Source organism: Actinomadura mexicana (assembly GCF_900188105.1).
GTDB classification, from domain to species: Bacteria; Actinomycetota; Actinomycetes; order Streptosporangiales; family Streptosporangiaceae; genus Spirillospora; species Spirillospora mexicana.
On the sequence record NZ_FZNP01000004.1, the window covers coordinates 77,167 to 91,861 of the forward strand.

The 14,695-nt window shown below is 70.7% G+C and carries 14 protein-coding genes; 6 read left to right on the forward strand and 8 right to left on the reverse strand.

All coding sequences use genetic code 11. The features are described 5' to 3' along the window. Window positions 1-13 precede the first annotated feature (13 nt). The 4 genes from CHC11_RS11775 to CHC11_RS11790 all read left to right on the forward strand — a co-directional run bounded on the left by CHC11_RS11775 (window position 14) and on the right by CHC11_RS11790 (window position 2,890). Window positions 14-490, forward strand: a complete 477-nt coding sequence (locus tag CHC11_RS11775; RefSeq protein WP_089311734.1) for an ester cyclase — start codon at window positions 14-16, stop codon at window positions 488-490. Then, window positions 487-1,179, forward strand: coding sequence for an alpha/beta fold hydrolase (locus tag CHC11_RS11780; RefSeq protein ID WP_089311735.1), 693 nt, complete (start codon window positions 487-489; stop codon window positions 1,177-1,179). The genes CHC11_RS11775 and CHC11_RS11780 overlap by 4 nt, the downstream gene beginning before the upstream one ends. 59 nt (window positions 1,180-1,238) lie before the next feature. Continuing rightward, window positions 1,239-2,171 (forward strand): LLM class flavin-dependent oxidoreductase, encoded by a 933-nt coding sequence (locus CHC11_RS11785; protein WP_089311736.1) that lies wholly within the window; start codon window positions 1,239-1,241, stop codon window positions 2,169-2,171. Window positions 2,172-2,251: 80 nt separating this feature from the next. Next, the gene (locus tag CHC11_RS11790; RefSeq protein ID WP_089311737.1) at window positions 2,252-2,890 is read left to right on the forward strand and encodes a TetR/AcrR family transcriptional regulator; all 639 of its coding nucleotides are present in this window, start codon (window positions 2,252-2,254) and stop codon (window positions 2,888-2,890) included. A 93-nt stretch (window positions 2,891-2,983) separates the two neighbouring features. Here the strand turns inward: CHC11_RS11790 and CHC11_RS11795 are convergent, their stop codons facing one another. Genes CHC11_RS11795 through CHC11_RS11810 form a run of 4 tightly spaced genes read right to left on the reverse strand, consistent with a single transcriptional unit; the run spans window position 2,984 to window position 6,894 of the window. After that, window positions 2,984-4,258 carry an FAD-dependent monooxygenase gene (locus CHC11_RS11795; protein ID WP_179278801.1) on the reverse strand — a complete coding sequence of 425 codons (1,275 nt, stop codon included), beginning with the start codon at window positions 4,256-4,258 and terminating at the stop codon, window positions 2,984-2,986. A 22-nt stretch (window positions 4,259-4,280) separates the two neighbouring features. After that, window positions 4,281-4,910 carry a maleylpyruvate isomerase family mycothiol-dependent enzyme gene (locus CHC11_RS11800; RefSeq protein ID WP_089311738.1) on the reverse strand — a complete coding sequence of 210 codons (630 nt, stop codon included), beginning with the start codon at window positions 4,908-4,910 and terminating at the stop codon, window positions 4,281-4,283. Beyond that, entirely contained in the window at window positions 4,910-5,740 is an 831-nt protein-coding gene (locus tag CHC11_RS11805; protein WP_089311739.1) for a fumarylacetoacetate hydrolase family protein, read from the reverse strand. The genes CHC11_RS11800 and CHC11_RS11805 overlap by 1 nt, the downstream gene beginning before the upstream one ends. Next, complete coding sequence (locus CHC11_RS11810; RefSeq protein WP_089311740.1) at window positions 5,740-6,894, reverse strand: cupin domain-containing protein; 1,155 nt, start codon at window positions 6,892-6,894, stop codon at window positions 5,740-5,742. Before CHC11_RS11810 ends, CHC11_RS11805 begins: the two co-directional genes overlap by 1 nt. A 67-nt stretch (window positions 6,895-6,961) precedes the next feature. Between CHC11_RS11810 and CHC11_RS11815 the strand changes: the two genes are divergently transcribed. Further along, window positions 6,962-7,747: an IclR family transcriptional regulator gene (locus tag CHC11_RS11815; protein ID WP_089311741.1), complete on the forward strand. Its 786-nt coding sequence runs from the start codon at window positions 6,962-6,964 to the stop codon at window positions 7,745-7,747. Window positions 7,748-7,789: 42 nt separating this feature from the next. Here the strand turns inward: CHC11_RS11815 and CHC11_RS11820 are convergent, their stop codons facing one another. The 4 genes from CHC11_RS11820 to CHC11_RS11835 form a co-directional block, all read right to left on the reverse strand. Next, window positions 7,790-10,228, reverse strand: a complete 2,439-nt coding sequence (locus tag CHC11_RS11820; protein WP_245919115.1) for a SpoIIE family protein phosphatase — start codon at window positions 10,226-10,228, stop codon at window positions 7,790-7,792. 275 nt (window positions 10,229-10,503) lie between these two features. Beyond that, window positions 10,504-11,619 carry an NAD(P)/FAD-dependent oxidoreductase gene (locus CHC11_RS11825; protein ID WP_089311743.1) on the reverse strand — a complete coding sequence of 372 codons (1,116 nt, stop codon included), beginning with the start codon at window positions 11,617-11,619 and terminating at the stop codon, window positions 10,504-10,506. 82 nt (window positions 11,620-11,701) lie between these two features. Continuing rightward, entirely contained in the window at window positions 11,702-13,198 is a 1,497-nt protein-coding gene (locus tag CHC11_RS11830; protein WP_089311744.1) for an acyl-CoA synthetase, read from the reverse strand. Beyond that, on the reverse strand, window positions 13,198-13,668 hold the full coding sequence (locus CHC11_RS11835) for a MarR family winged helix-turn-helix transcriptional regulator (RefSeq protein ID WP_218826037.1): 471 nt from the start codon (window positions 13,666-13,668) through the stop codon (window positions 13,198-13,200). The genes CHC11_RS11830 and CHC11_RS11835 overlap by 1 nt, the downstream gene beginning before the upstream one ends. A 117-nt stretch (window positions 13,669-13,785) precedes the next feature. On the opposite strand from CHC11_RS11835, the gene CHC11_RS11840 reads away from it, so the two are divergent. Further along, window positions 13,786-14,691 carry an SDR family NAD(P)-dependent oxidoreductase gene (locus CHC11_RS11840; protein WP_089311746.1) on the forward strand — a complete coding sequence of 302 codons (906 nt, stop codon included), beginning with the start codon at window positions 13,786-13,788 and terminating at the stop codon, window positions 14,689-14,691. Window positions 14,692-14,695 lie beyond the last annotated feature (4 nt).

Below are 14,695 nucleotides of genomic sequence, written 5' to 3' on the forward strand. Positions count from 1 at the left end.
AGGAGACGCGGAGATGTCAGAGGAACACCTCACCCCGACCGCGGTCGTACGGGCCTACGCACAGGCGAAGAGCCGTGCGGACATCCCGGCGGCGATGCGGTTCTGTCACCCGGACGTCGTCTTCGAGACGATCGCCTTCCGGGCCGTCGCGACCGGCTGGGACGAGGTCGCCCGGCAGAACACCGCGTTCCTGCGCACCTTCCCCGACTACGGCGTGGAGCTGGAGTACCTGGTCGAGGCCGGTGAGCTGGCCGTCGGCGCCGGGACGGTCCGGGCCACGATGAAGGCGAGCCTGGTGGGGATCGAACCCACGGGCAGGTCCTTCGCACTGCCGTTCGCCTGTCACTGGACCGTGCGGGACGGGCTTATCGCACATGAGCGGTTCTTTTTCGACTTCCATCAGATGTGCGAGCAGCTAGGACTGTCCACCGAGGACGCGGCGGCGAAGTTCGCCGCCTGGCGCGAGCGTGAGAAGAAGGCGGCGCGATGACGACGTATGTGCTGGTACATGGTGCTTGGCACGGCGGCTGGTGCTGGCGCCGCGTGGCCGCGCGGTTGCGGGAGGCCGGGCACGAGGTCCACACCCCGACGCTGACCGGCCTCGGTGAGCGCGCCCACCTGGCGGGACCCGAGATCGGCCTGCGGACGCACGCGGACGACCTCCTGGGCCTGCTGGAGTACGAGGATCTCCGGGACGTCGTGCTCGTCGGGCACAGCTACGCCGGTCTCGTCGTGCGCGAGGCCGCCGACCGCATCCCGGAACGGGTCACCCGCATCACCATGGTCGACGCCTGGGCGGGCCGGGACGGGGAGTCGCTGGACGACCTGGCCCCCGCGTTCTTCCGCGCCTGGGTCGAATCGGCCACCGTCGACGGCCTGGTCCCGCCCGCCCCCGCGGCCACCGTCGGCGTAACGGAACCGGACCAGGTCGCATGGCTGGAATCGAAGCTGACGCCTCATCCGCGGCGAACGTTCTCCGAGCCGACCCGGTTGTCCGGGGCCGTCGACGCGATCCCGTGCCGCGCGATCCTCTGCACTCCCGGTGGTCCCATGCCGTTCGTCCGGCTCGCCGAGGAGCACGGCTGGGCGGCCACCGTTCTGGACGTCGGCCACGACGCCATGGTCACCGCACCGCGCGACCTGGCGGACGTCCTCCTGCAGGACGCGTGCGGCTCCTGACCGCGATGCCGGGCCGGCGATCCCCTACATGAACGAGACCTCATGACGAAAGGTGCGACGTGGCCGAGGTGAAGATCGGTTACCTGCTGCCGACCCGCGACCGGGCCGCGGGCGATGACGACGACCTGGCCGGGCTGATCGAGCATGCCCGGCACGCCGACGCCCTCGGGTTCGATTCCGTCTGGACCGGTGACAGCCCCCTCACCCGGCCCCGCGCCGATCCCCTGCTCCTTATGTCCGCCGTCACCGTCGCCGCGCCCCGGCTCACGCTCGGCACCGCGATGATGCTGCCCGCGCTCCGGCATCCGATCCTGATGGCGCACCAGCTCGCCACCCTGGACCGGCTCGCCGGCGGACGGCTGATCGTCGGGATGGGCGCCGGCTTCCCCACCCACGGCACCGAGGCGCAGTTCGACGCGATCGGCGTCCCCTTCCGGACCCGCTTCAGCCGTCTCGAGGAGTCGATCGAGGTGATGCGGCGGTTGTGGAGCGGCAAGGGCGTGTCGTTCACCGGCCGGCATTTCGACTTCCGCGAGGTCACCATCGCACCCTCTCCGGCGCGTCCGGGAGGGCCGCCGATCTGGCTGGCGGGAAGCGGCGAATCCTCCCTGCGGCGGGTGGCGCACCTGGGCGACGGCTGGTTGCCCTATCCGCCCGACGTCGCCGACTACGCGCGCGAGCGGGCGGCCGTCCATGGCCTGGCGCCCCGTCCGGTCACCGCCGCCCTGTACGCGACAGTCTGCCTTGACGACGATCCCCAGCGGGCACGCAAGCTCCTGCGCAAGAGCATCGAGCGTTACTACAACGCACCGCTGGAGATGGTGGAGAAGATCCAGGCCATGTTCGCCGGCCCTCCTGCGGGTGCCGCCACCTGGCTGAACCGCTACATCGGAGCAGGGGCCCGGCACCTCGTCATACGCCTTGCCGCCGACGACCACCACGCGGCGCTGGAGCGGTTCGCAGCCCATGTCGTGCCCCTGCTCGACGTGTGAGGACGAGGGCCGCGGCGCATCCGAGACACCGGCACCGCGTGGGTTCCTCTATTCTCGGTCCAGGTCGGGAGGATACGCGGGTGGCAACGAACACAAGTGCGCGCCGGAGTCAGCAGGAGCGCACCAGGGCGACCACGGGCGCCTTGGTCGCGGCGGCTCGTGAGCTCTTCATCGATGACGGTTTCTCCGTCACCACTCTGGACGCGATCTGCGCCAGGGCCAAGGTGACGCGTGGCGCCTTCTATCACCACTTCAGCAACAAGGAGCACATCTTCCGCGAGGTCTACGCCGCCGAGCAGAAGAAGCTCGCGGCAGACGTCCGGAGGGCGTTCCAGGCCCAGCGAGATCCTTGGGACGGGATGTTCGCGGGCTGCCGCGCCATGCTGGAGGCGTCCCTGGAACCCGCCGTCCGCCGCATCACCCTGCTGGAGGCGCCGGGCGCGCTCGGCTGGTCGGCCATGCGCGACATCCAGGCGGGATGCAAGGACCAGATGCGGCGCGGCCTGGCCATCGCGGTCGATGCCGGGTGCATCTCCGAACGGCCGCTGGATCCCGCCACCTCACTGCTGTACGGCGGGATGTGCGAAAGCGCCCTGGACATCGCGCACGCCACGGACCAGCATGCCGCGCTGCACGATTCGCTGGCGGAGCTCCGCCTGGTGCTCGCCGGTGTCTCTGGCCGTTCGACCGCGGGCTGCGCCCACAAGGGGCCTTCCTAGGCCGCCTGGGCCACCTGCCGTCTTGGAGGACCCGCCGGGTCACCGGGCAGGTCCTCCGGGAGCCGGTCGCCTCCGATCGGCTGCTCGTCCCGCTCACGACCGTTTGACGCCGCCGGTCTCCGTGAGCGTGTCCGCCTCCGCCGATGCCAGGGGCACCGGGGTGAACATCGGCGGCTCCTCGGAGGGCTCCAGCGCGGTCGCCCCGTAGAGCCAGTCCACGAACGAGTAGTCGCCGGTGGAGCGCTCCCGCAGCAGGACGTTGCGGCGCCGCCGGGACGTCCCGTCGAGGTGCCACAACTCGCCCCAGGCACGCGAGGCGGTCAGCACGCGGCGGCAGTGCTCGGGCCGGACGGCCTGGTAGGCCGCAAGGACGGCCGGCCAGTCCACCGTCCCGTCCTGGGCGAGATTGCGGGCGACGTGTTCGCCGAGCACCCAGCCGTCCTCGATCGCCATGATCGCGCCCTGGGCGATGTACTGCAGCGGGGGGTGAGCGGCATCGCCGAGCAGCGCGATGCCCCCGTCCACCCAGGTCATGAGCGGGTCGCGGTCGTACATCCGCCACCACCGGTCGCGCCACATGTGGGGCAGCCCTTCGCGGACGAAGTCACAGGTCTGCTCGAAGGCCGCGTCCAGCTCGTCGGGCGTGCCCCAGTCCTCCTCGCCGGCGCGCGCCTTGGGCGACTCGAACACGGCGACCTGGTTGAGCAGTCCGCCGCCGCGCAGCCCGTAGTGGACGAAGTGGCAGCCGGGGCCGACGTACACGACGACCTCGGACAGGTCGACCTCCGCTCCCCGGCCGCTCGCGGTCGGGGTGGTGCCGCGGTAGGCGACGTAGGCCGACGAGACCGGCCGGTCGTCCGAGAGCATCCTGCGCGCCACCGAATGCAGCCCGTCGGCCGCGATGGCGACCCGCGCCTCCTCTTCGCGGCCGTCGGCGAGTGTCACGCGAACGCCCTCGGCTGTGTTGGCGTAGGCGACCGCCCGCTGCGAGGTCCGCAGGTCGACGCCCGCGCGCTCGCAGGCGCGCAGCAGCATGGCGTGCAGGTCGCTGCGGTGGATGACCAGGTAGGGATGGCCGTAGCGCCGCTCCAGGTCGCGCAGGTCGAGCCGGGTCAGCTCCGAGCCGTCGACGGCGTCGCGCATGATCATCGCGTCGGGCAGGACGCCGAGGGCGGCCGCCTCCTCCAGCAGGCCGTAGTCGTCGAGGATACGGGTGCAGTTGGGGGCGAGCTGGATTCCCGCGCCGACCTCGCCGAAGGCGGCGGCCTGTTCGAGCACGCGGACCGCGAGGCCGCGGCGGGCCAGCGCGTAGGCGGCCCCCAGCCCGCCGATCCCGCCGCCGACGACGAGCACATCAGGGTTGGTCATGGTCTCTTCCTTCTCGCGGGCGTCAGAGCCAGGGGCCGAGTCGCGGATGGCCGGTGAGGGCGTGGGGCCGCCCGGCCAGCCAGGCGGCCGCCTCGGGCAGCGGCCCGTCCGGCAGCCTCGAAGCGTCCAGTTCCCGCTTGGCGGCGATGTCGACGACGAGGGCACGCAGGAAGTCGCCCGGCAGATCGGCGAAGGAGACACCGCGGTCCATGTCGACGGCATGGACGAAGAGCTCGCGCGACCGCAGCCAGGGGACTTCGGTGGCGGGCACGGTGCGGCCCTGCGCCGTGACCACCTCGCTCTGCCACTGTCGCCCGGTCAGCGCGTCCATCGCCGTCCGCAGCGACGCGCAGGAGCGGGTCAGCCAGCCGGTCAGCTCCGGACCGCTCATCCGAGGGCCGCGCTCGATCCCGGCCGCCCGGTCTTCGGGCGAGGCGTACATCGGCGTCACGTCCCCGGTGGCCGCCCAGTGCACCAGGTTGCCGAGCGCGTCCGCGTTCGCCGCGACGTGGGCGACCAGATGCCTGCGGGTCCAGCCGGGCAGCAGGCTCGCCGTGTCGTAGGCGGGCTCGGTCAGGCCGCCCGCGGCGGCGAGGAACAGCTCGGTGCCTTCCTGCGTCCAGCGGAGGGCGTCGGAGAAGGAGCGGGCCATCAAACGTCCCTGACGATGCGGTTGGCGCAGGCGCCGAGGCCGTCGATCTCGGTCACCACCGTCTCGCCGCCGGTCAGGTACACCTTCGGGTCGCGGGCGTGGCCGACGCCGGCGGGGGTGCCGGTGGCGACCAGGTCGCCGGGCCGGAGCCGGACGATCGTGGAGATGTACCTGACCAGGGAGACGGGGTCGAACAGCAGCGTGCCGGTGTCGTCGGACTGCATCACCCTGCCGTCCACGACGGCCCTGACGCCCAGGGCGGGGCGAACGCCGCCGACCTCGTCGGGGGTGACCAGGTAGGGGCCGACGGGAGTCGAGGAGTCCCAGATCTTGCCCTGGGTCCACTCGATCGTGCGGAACTGCCAGTCGCGCACGGAGACGTCGTTCATGACGGTGAACCCGGCGATCGCCGCCTCGGCCTGGGCGTCACCGGCGCGGCGGACCTCCCGGCCGATGACGACGGCCAGTTCCACCTCCCAGTCCAGGGCGTCGGTCTCGGCCGGCTTGACGATGTCGTCATGCGCGCCGATCAGGGAGTCGGCGAACTTGGGGAACAGCGTCGGGTACGCCGGAAGCTCCCGGCCCATCTCCTTGATGTGACCGGTGTAGTTGTGCCCGACGCAGATCACTTTCGAAGGACGCGGCACGAGGGGGGCGAAGTCGGCGCCCTCCACGTCGTAGGCCGTCCCCGCGCCGGACGCCGCCCTGGCCCGCCAGTCCGGCTCGGCGAGCAGGGCGCCCAGGTCGCTGAATCCGAGGTCGACGAGCTTGCCGTCGTCGAGTCGGGCGGCGCGGGTGCCATCGACGGTGCGGATGGTGCAGAGCTTCATCAGGCGTCCTTGGCGAATCGGTTGAGTTTGAGCGCCTCGAAGACGGGCGCGTCGCAGAAGCGGAACAGGTCCAGGGCCCCGGAGTCGGAGTCGGACGACCCGGCCTCGGACCGCACCGAGAACGGCTCCCACGAGGGGACGGCGAACAGGTCTCCGCGCGTCACCGACCAGGCCCGGTCGCCGACCGTCACCGTGCCGGAGCCGTCGAAGACCTGGTAGACGCTGGAGCCGGTCTCACGGACCGGCGCCGTCGCCGCGCCCCGCGCCACCCGGTGGAACTCGGCGCGCACGGTGGGCAGCACGTCCGCGCCGTCGACGGGATTGCCGTACCGGACGGCCGCGTGGCCCGGTTCCACCGTGGCCGCGAACCCCTCCTTCTCCAGCGCCAACTGGTCGGCCAGGGCACGGTCGGTGTACTCCCACTTGTAGGACAGCAGCGGCGAGCCCGGGGTGGTGTGACCGACGCCGACCGGACGCAGCCCGGGATGGCCCCACAGCCGCTCCGAGCGGGACCGCTCGGGCGTGGTGCGCTCGTCCTCGGAGATCTCGTCGCGTCCGGACTCGAAGAACTGCGCCTCGGTCAGGTACTGGAACGGGATGTCGAGGCCGTCGATCCAGGCCATCGGACGATCGGTGGCGTTGTGGTGGGCATGCCAGTTCCAGCCGGCCTGCGGGAGGAAGTCGCCCCGGTTCATCGGCACCGGGTCGCCGCCGACGACCGTCCACACGCCGGAGCCCTCCACGACGAACCGGAAGGCGTGCTGGGTGTGGCGGTGCTCGGGCGCGTCCTCCCCCGGCATCAGGTACTGGATCGCCGCCCACAGCGTCGGGGTGGCGAACGGGCGGCCGCCCAGTCCCGGGTTGGCCAGCGCGATCGCCCGGCGCTCGCCCCCGCGCCCGACCGGAACGAGCCGGCCGGCCAGCTCGGCCAGCCGGACCAGCCGGTCCCACCTCCACACATGCCCGGTGGCGCTGGACCGCGGGTGGACCGGCATCAGACCGCCGATCTCGGTCCACAGCGGGACGAGGAGTTCGCTCTCGAAACCGCGGTAGAGATCTTCGAGCTCGGGAGTGACGTCCGGCTGGCCTGGCGCGTCAACGGCCCGCAGCTTCACGGGAGAGCCCGCCAGAGCGTCGGCAGAGGTGCTGGTCATGCCGGCAATCGTGCTGCCTGTACTCTCTGAGGAAAAGGAAATTCTGTTCTACAGAATCGGGGACCGGGTGGACAAGCCGCTCAAGGAACCGCCTCCGTACGCCGTCACGAGCGTCGACAACGCCCTGCGCATCGCGACGATGCTGCAACTCGAAGGCCCCCTCACCGTCTCCGAGGTCGCGCGGCGGCTCGGCGTCGCGAACTCGACGGCGCACCGACTGCTCGCCATGCTCGTCTACCGGGACTTCGCGGTCCGCGATTCCGACCGCGCCTACCGCGTCGGCCCCGTGCTGGAGCTCGCCGCCCACTCCCAGTCGACCGCGGCCAGGCTGCGGGCCGCCGCGCTGCCGCATCTGCACAGGCTGGCCGAACTGCTCGACGAGTCCGCCAACCTCACCGTCCGCACCGGCGACACCGCACGCTTCATCGCCAGCGTCGAGTCACAGCAGGCCCTGCGGGTCGGATCCCGCGAGGGCATGGTCTTCCCCGCGCACCGCACGACCGGCGGCCTGCTGCTCCTCGCCGAACTGCCGCCCGACCGGTTGGCGGCCCTGTACTCCCCCGACCGCTACGATCAGCGGCCCGGCGACCCGCCGGACCTCGACTCCCTGCAAGCGGACCTGGCACGGGTACGCCGCAACGGATTCGCCCTCAACGAGGGCCGCTCCGAGCGCGGCGTCGTCGCGGTCGGCGTCCCCGTGCGAGCACAGGACGGCGAGGCCGTTGCCGGCCTCTCTCTGTCGATGCCCAGCGCACGCTACGAGAAGGAACGGCTCCCCCATCTGGTCGCCACGCTGCGCACGGCGGCCGAAGCACTGGAGCGCGACCTGGCCGATGAAAGCGCTGATGCTTGAGGCGTTCGGATCGGCGAGGCCCACCCGGGCCGCCCGACGGCCTCACTCCAGATCGTCGAAGTGATCCAGAAGACCACTGAAGTCGGTTCCGGTGAGAGGTTGCTCGGTCCAGATGGTCTTGCCGTGGGGAGTGTGGCGGGTCCCCCAGCGCTGGGTGAGCTGTGCGACGAGGAGGAGGCCGCGTCCTCCCTCGTCGAGAAGGCGGGCACGGCGCAGGTGCGGTGCGGTGCTGGTGCCGTCGGAGACCTCGCAGATGAGCGTCCGGTCGCGGATGATGCGCAGTTGGATCGGTCCCTTGGCGTAGCGGATGGCGTTGGTCACGAGTTCGCTGACGATGAGCTCGGTGACGTAGATGGCCTCGTCGAGACCCCAGCGCGTGAGCCGCTCAGCCACCAGGTTGCGGGTTTCGGCGACGACGGCCGGGTCGGCCGGCAGATCCCAGCAGGCGAACCGGTCCGCGTCCAGGACGTTGGTGCGGACAACGAGGAGCGCGGCGTCGTCCACGGGGCAGGGCGGCAGGGCGGCCTTGAAGACGCTGTCGCAGGTCTCGGCCAAGGACGATGACTGACCGGTCAGGGCCAGCCGCAGGCGTTCGAGTCCGACATCGATGTCGTGATCGCGGGACTCGACGAGGCCGTCGGTGTAGAAGGCCAGGATGCTGTCCTCCGGCAGTTCGACCTCGGTGCTCTCGAAAGGCAGGCCACCGACGCCCAGAGGCGGTCCTGCGGGCAGGTCGAGGAAGTCGACCGAGCCGTCGGGTGCGATGAGTGCGGGTGGCGGGTGGCCGGCGCGCGCGAAGGTGCATCGGCGGGAGACGGGGTCGTAGACGGCATAGAGGCAAGTGGCGCCCACTTCGTTCTCCGCCTCGTCGTAATCGTCGGTGGCCGTCTCGGCGGAGAACCGGCTGACGAGATCGTCGAGACGGGTGAGGAGTTCGTCGGGAGAGGAGTCGATGTCGGCGAGGGTGCGCACGGCGGTCCGCAACCGCCCCATGGTGGCGGAGGCGTGGATGCCGTGGCCGACGACATCACCGACGACCAGGGCGACCCGTGCACTGGACAGTGGGATGACGTCGAACCAGTCTCCGCTCACACCGACATGGGAGCTGGCCGGCAGATAGCAGGTGGCGGCCTCCACGGCGGACTGCTCGCAGAGACGGTGCGGAAGCAGGCTGCGCTGCAGTGTCAGGGCGGTGGTGCGCTCGCGGGTGTAGCGCCGGGCGTTGTCGATGGAGACGGCCGCCCGGGCGGTGAGTTCCTCGGCCAGGAGCACGTCATCCTGCTCGAAGGGCTCCGCGGACTCACCCCGGACGAAGGCGGCGACGCCGAGAGTGACACCGCGGGCGCGTACCGGCACCGAGAGGACCGAGCGCAGCCGGTGTTCGCCGATGGCTTCCGCCCAGGCGGGGTGGCGAGCGGTCGCCGCGACGACTTCGGGGTCGTCGACGTCCATCAGGATCGCCTGGCCGGTGGCCAGGCACCGTGCCGGCGGCCACAGTTCGTGACGCAGGTCGAGTCCGTCTGGATTCGTCCCGGGCCGGTCGCCGAAGGTGGACCTGTATGCCACGCTTCGCAGCGCGACCTGGTCGCTCAGCGGCCCTGGGCCGGGTTCGTCGCCGACGAGCACGGCTTCGAGCAGGTCGACGATGGCGAGTTCGGCGAACTGGGGCACCACCAAGTCGGTCAGTTCCTGGGCGGTTTTGGTGACGTCCAAGGTGGTGCCGATGCGGGTGCTGGCATCGCTCAGCATGGTCAGACGGTGCCGAGCGCGGTACTGCTCGGTGTTGTCAAGGACGCCCACCCACACGGCCTGCGTCCGGCCTGCCCGGTCCTTGAGCGGGGAGATGAAGACCGACCAGTTGCGCTCGCGGGTCTCTCCGGGGACCCGCCGGTAGGTCTCCCTGTGCACGGGCTGCCCCGTGTCGAGCACCTGGCGCAAGTACCGCTCCAGCAGCCTCCAGCGGTATCCGGGCAGAACGTCGCTCAAAAGGCGCCCGTGCAGTTCGGCTTGCGTGAGGTCGACCCTTCGGCACATGAGGTCGTTGACTCTCACGAGCCGCAGGTCCCGGTCATGGATCGCCATGGCGAAGCGGGACTGGGTGAACGCCAGATCGAGGAGGCGTGCGTCACCAAGGCCCGGAATTCCCTCGATGGAAATTCCGGGGGTGGTGAGGGACACGACAAGCCATTCGGTCCTGCCGCGGCTGTCGTGACCGGGGTAGGCCAGCAGTTCCACCGAGACCCGTCCGCCGTCTTTGTGCCACAGCGGAACCTCTCCGCTCCAGGGAGCGGGGCAGGGCAGACGCCACGGAGCCGGGGACGGAGCAGCGTCTGCCAGCAGGAGAGACGCCGGACGTCCCAGCACATCTTCGGCGATGTACCCCAGCATCTGCTGGGCCCCGGGACTCCAAGCCGCCACCAGCCCTTGGTCGTCCACGACGGCGGTGGCGACCGCAGGGCCCGGTTCCTCTTCTCTGCCCACAGGGCCGCTGATGTGCGCGTCCATTATCTCGCGTCCAGTTTTCGGAAGTCTTCCGCAGGCTGCCGCAGCTCTATGTCCCTGGACCATTTCTGGACCAAATTAACCATAACGGACGGCACAGTAAAATCAGGGTATTAAGCTAGACATCTCCTTACCAACCGGATGAATCGGCTGAGCGGCGGATGCGGCCGCCGACGTCTTTGCCGGGCGCCGGCGAGCGGGCGGCAGGGTGACGGAGGGAACGACGGGGGGCCGTACGCCGTCCCCTCCGCGGCTCAGCCGCTCACACCGTTGCTCTGCTGCCCCGCCTGCCGGAGGATCTCCCCCGCGTCGTCGAGAGGAGGGTGGATGACGTCCAGGATGGTGTCCTTCACCTGCTTGGCCTGCGCTCCGTCGAGCTGCACCTGACGGTCCCAGCCAGTGGTGTAGAGAGCGCCGGCGGAGCCGAGGTCCAGGCACGTCACGTACGGGTCCGGATCGAAGTCCACAAGGGGGACATCGAGCAGGTCGGCGGCGGCGTTGTGCCCGGCGGCCTTGCCCATGGGGGTGGCGAACTGGCAGCTCTGCAGAACGTGATGGTCGGCGTCCGCGTGGGCGGCGGCGACGTCCCCGGCGGCGAAGATCTCGCCGTCGACGCGCAGCCGGCGGTCGACCAGGAGGCGGCCCAGCCGATCCCGCTCACCGGGGACCTGCGCCGTCAGCAGGCTGGCGCGCATGCCGCCCGTCCATACGACGACGTCCGCTGCCAGGCGGGTGCCGTCGATGAGGTAGGCGCCGGTTTCGTCCACGGCCGTGAGGGTGGTGCCGAGCCGGACCTCGACGTCCAGTGCGGCGAGGGCCGCCTCGATCTGGGGACGGGGTCCCGGCCCCAGGTCCGGGGCGACGGTGTCAGCGCGCTCGATCATCACCACGGTGCCCCGTTCCGCCAGTTCGGTGGCGATCTCCAGGCCGGTGAACCCCGAGCCGACGACGACGGCCCGGGCCCCGTCCATGCCGTTCAGCCGGCCGGCCAGCCTCGCCGCCCCCTCGGCGGTGTCGATGTCGTAGAGGAGCTCGGAGCCGGGGATCGCCGGGCGGGCGAGGCGGCTGCCCGCCGCGAGCACGAGCCGGTCGTAGGAAAGCACCTGGTCGTTCGCGGTGATGCGGCGGGCGCCTGTGTCGATCTCGGTCACCTCGGCTCGCAGATGCGTGACCCCGACAGGCTCCAGGAAGCGCTTCAGCGGAACGCGGGACCAATCGGGGACCAGCCTGTGCAGGCGGGGACGCAGCACCATGTCCTCGTTGGGGGCCACCAGCGTGATGTCCAGGTCGGACTCACCGCGGACCAGGGCGGCCGCGGCGGCGCTCCACGCGCCCGCGAAACCGCCGCCGATGATGACGATGCCGGACATAGATCTCCTCTTGACCGTGACAGGGGTAGGTGTGATCAGGACGGGTCGGCGAGCGGGGCCGTCCGCCGACCGTGCGGTCGTCTCACCGCAGCGCCCGCTTGTGGATCTTCCCCGACGCGGTGCGCGGCAGGTCATCGACGAACTGGACGGTCTTGGGGATCTTGTAGCGCGCCAGCCGCCCGGTCAGGAAGCCGATCAGACCGTCCCGGTCGGGGACGGCACCGGTCCGTAGCCGGACGAAGGCGCGGCCCACTTCGCCCCAGCGGCCGTCAGGCACCCCGATGACCGCGCACTCCGCGACGTCCGGGTGTTCCAGGATCTGCGCCTCCACCTCGGCCGGGTAGACGTTCTCCCCGCCGGAGATGTACATGTCCTTGATGCGGTCGACGATGTAGAAGTACCCGTCTTCGTCCACCCGCCCCACATCACCGGTCCGCAGCCAGCCGTCCTCGGCCAGTACCGCGGCGGTGGCCTCGGGGCGCTCCCAGTACCCCGGCATCACGGTCGGTCCCTGGATGAGGATCTCGCCCACCGCATCGGCCAAGGCGGAGCGTTCCAGACGGACGTCGCTGAAGAAGTGCGGGACACCGGCGGATCCGGCCTTGGCCGTGCTCATCTGGGCGCTGAGGATGAGGGCGCCCGGTGCGGCCTCGGTCAGTCCGAAGCCCTGCAGGAACTCCAGTCCGCGTTCCTGGTACGTGCGGATCAGCGGCAGCGGCACGGGTGCTCCGCCGGCCAGAAGGGAACGCACGGACGACAGGTCGGCCGTCGCCCAGCGGGACGACCGCGCCAGGTCGGCGAACATCGTCGGCACGCCGAACATCCAGGTCACCCGGTGGCGTTCGATGAGGTCGAAGCAGGCGTCGACGTCCCAACCGGGCATGAGTACGGCGGCGCCGCCCTTGAGCAAGGTCGGCAGCAAGGTCATGTTGAGCGCCGCGACGTGGAACAGCGGCGCGCTGACCAGGGTCACCTCGTCTCCGGCCAGGTCCAGTTCCACCAGGGTGTTGAGACAATTCCAGATGACGTTGCCATGGGTCAGCACCACCCCCTTGGCGCTGCCCGTGGTGCCCGAGGTGTAGAGGATGAGTGCGGCGTCATCGTGGCCCACGGGCTCGTCGACAGGGTCGTCGGGAGCGGCTCGGACGCCCGCTTCGTAGTCGAGCACGCCGTCCACGCCGCCGTCCACGCCGCCGTCCACGGCCACCAGAAGCGGCGCCGCCGTCAGGTTCGCCACCACACCGGCGCTTTCGGCGCTGTAGATCAGCACCGACGCCCCGCAGTCGCGGAGTTGGTGCTCCACCTCCGCGACCGCCAGCCTGGTGTTGAGCGGGACGAAGACGGCGCCGAGTGTGTGAGCGGCGAACAGGCTCTCCACGAAGGCGGGGCGGTTGGGACCGAGGTAGGCGATGCGGTCGCCGCGGCCGACCCCGAACTCGCGCAGCGCGTGGGCGAGCCTCGTCACCCGTAGGTAGAGGTCGGCGTAGCTGACGGAGCCGTGTTCGCTGAGAAGCGCGGCCCGGTGAGGGCCGCTGCGCGCCCGGCGGGCCGGCCATGATCCAAGGCCTTGGTTCCGCATCAGGAGTCCTTTCCGCTTGCCGGAGCGAGGTCCCCGTTGCCGGAGAAGGCCAACCGCTGCAGCAGAACCAGCAGCAGATCGCGTTCCTCGGGGGCCAGACGCTCCAGGAATCGTTCCCTGGCCGCCTCGACGTCCTTCTTCGCCTGCTTGCGCAGCTCCCGTCCGCGCGGAGTGGGTGCGACCAGTCGCGCACGCCGGTCGCCGGGATGAGGCAGGCGCTCGACCAGCCCCTCAGCCTCCAGGGCGTCGACCAGAGCGACCACCGGGCTCGGGTCGAGCCCCAGGTAGGCGGCGATCTCGCGCTGGGAGACCCCGTCGCGGTCGCACACGTACGACAGGACGGAAAAGTGCCGAACCCGCAAACCGTGGCCGGCCAGGTGGCTGTTGGTGATCCGCACCATGAGCCCGCTGGTACGGGCCATCAGGAAGCCGACGTCGCCGGCCAGCTCCCCCTCTTCACGTCCTGTCACCGCAGCACCCGTCTCCCAAACGATGCGAACATCAATGATTGAATTTATCATCTATATTGCCGTACCGTCCAGGCTGCGGTCCGCGAAGAGCGGACGCCCGAACGTGGAGGAGAGGTCATGGATCTTGCGAGGAGGGTGGCCGTCGTCACCGGTGCCGGTGCCGGGCTGGGGCTGGCGTACGCCCAGGACCTGGCCGCGGCCGGCGCCCGGGTGGTGGTCAATGACGTGGATGCCGGCGCGGCCGAGGCCGCGGCGGCATCGATCCGTGCGGGCGGTGGCACCGCGGTGGCCGAGGTCGGCGCCGTCGGCGACTCGGTGATCGCACAGGCGCTCGTCGATCGCGCCGTCGGCGAGTACGGCCGGCTCGACGTGATGGTCACCAACGCCGGAGTGCTGCGTGACACGGTCGTGTGGAAGATGACCGACGAGGACTTCGACGCGGTCATCGACGTCCACCTCCGGGGCACTTTCACCTGCGTGCGAGCGGCCGCCGTCACCATGCGGGCGCAGGGCGAGGGCGGCAGGATCATCTGCGTCGGCTCCCCCACCGGGCAGCGCGGCAACTTCGGCCAGACCAACTACGCCGCCGCCAAGGCCGGCATCGTGGGCATGGTCCGCACCTGGGCGATGGAACTCGCCAGGTCACAGATCACGGTGAACGCCGTCGTCCCGGTCGCGGGTACGGCGATGACCCGGACGGTGCCCTTCCTCAAGTCTCATGTCGAGGCGCTGGATCGCGGAGCGGAACTGCCGTCCTTCGTGCGCCGCACGCTGGGTTTCGGCACTCCGCGGGACGCCGCCGGGCTGGTGACGTTCCTCGCGTCGGACGCGGCCGCGGACGTCACCGGTCAGGCGATCGGCATCGGCGGTGACCGGGTGGGCGTCTGGTCGCACCCTCAGCAGATCAACGCCGCCTACTCGGCCGGCGGCTGGAGCGCCGACGACCTGGCCGCCGTCTGGGCCACGACGCTCACCCCCCACCTCCAGACATTCGGCGAGCAACTGCCTCTGCCCCAGGAGTGATTCC

Excerpts from the sequence above, each read along its gene's own strand:
- CHC11_RS11805 (WP_089311739.1), bottom strand. The coding sequence starts at position 5,740 with ATGAAGCTCTGCACCATCCGCACCGTCGATGGCACCCGCGCCGCCCGA.
- CHC11_RS11795 (WP_179278801.1), bottom strand. The coding sequence starts at position 4,258 with ATGACCAACCCTGATGTGCTCGTCGTCGGCGGCGGGATCGGCGGGCTG.
- CHC11_RS11780 (WP_089311735.1), top strand. The coding sequence starts at position 487 with ATGACGACGTATGTGCTGGTACATGGTGCTTGGCACGGCGGCTGGTGC.
- CHC11_RS11810 (WP_089311740.1), bottom strand. The coding sequence starts at position 6,894 with ATGACCAGCACCTCTGCCGACGCTCTGGCGGGCTCTCCCGTGAAGCTG.
- CHC11_RS11830 (WP_089311744.1), bottom strand. The coding sequence starts at position 13,198 with ATGCGGAACCAAGGCCTTGGATCATGGCCGGCCCGCCGGGCGCGCAGC.
- CHC11_RS11800 (WP_089311738.1), bottom strand. The coding sequence starts at position 4,910 with ATGGCCCGCTCCTTCTCCGACGCCCTCCGCTGGACGCAGGAAGGCACC.
- CHC11_RS11825 (WP_089311743.1), bottom strand. The coding sequence starts at position 11,619 with ATGTCCGGCATCGTCATCATCGGCGGCGGTTTCGCGGGCGCGTGGAGC.
- CHC11_RS11775 (WP_089311734.1), top strand. The coding sequence starts at position 14 with ATGTCAGAGGAACACCTCACCCCGACCGCGGTCGTACGGGCCTACGCA.
- CHC11_RS11840 (WP_089311746.1), top strand. The coding sequence starts at position 13,786 with ATGGATCTTGCGAGGAGGGTGGCCGTCGTCACCGGTGCCGGTGCCGGG.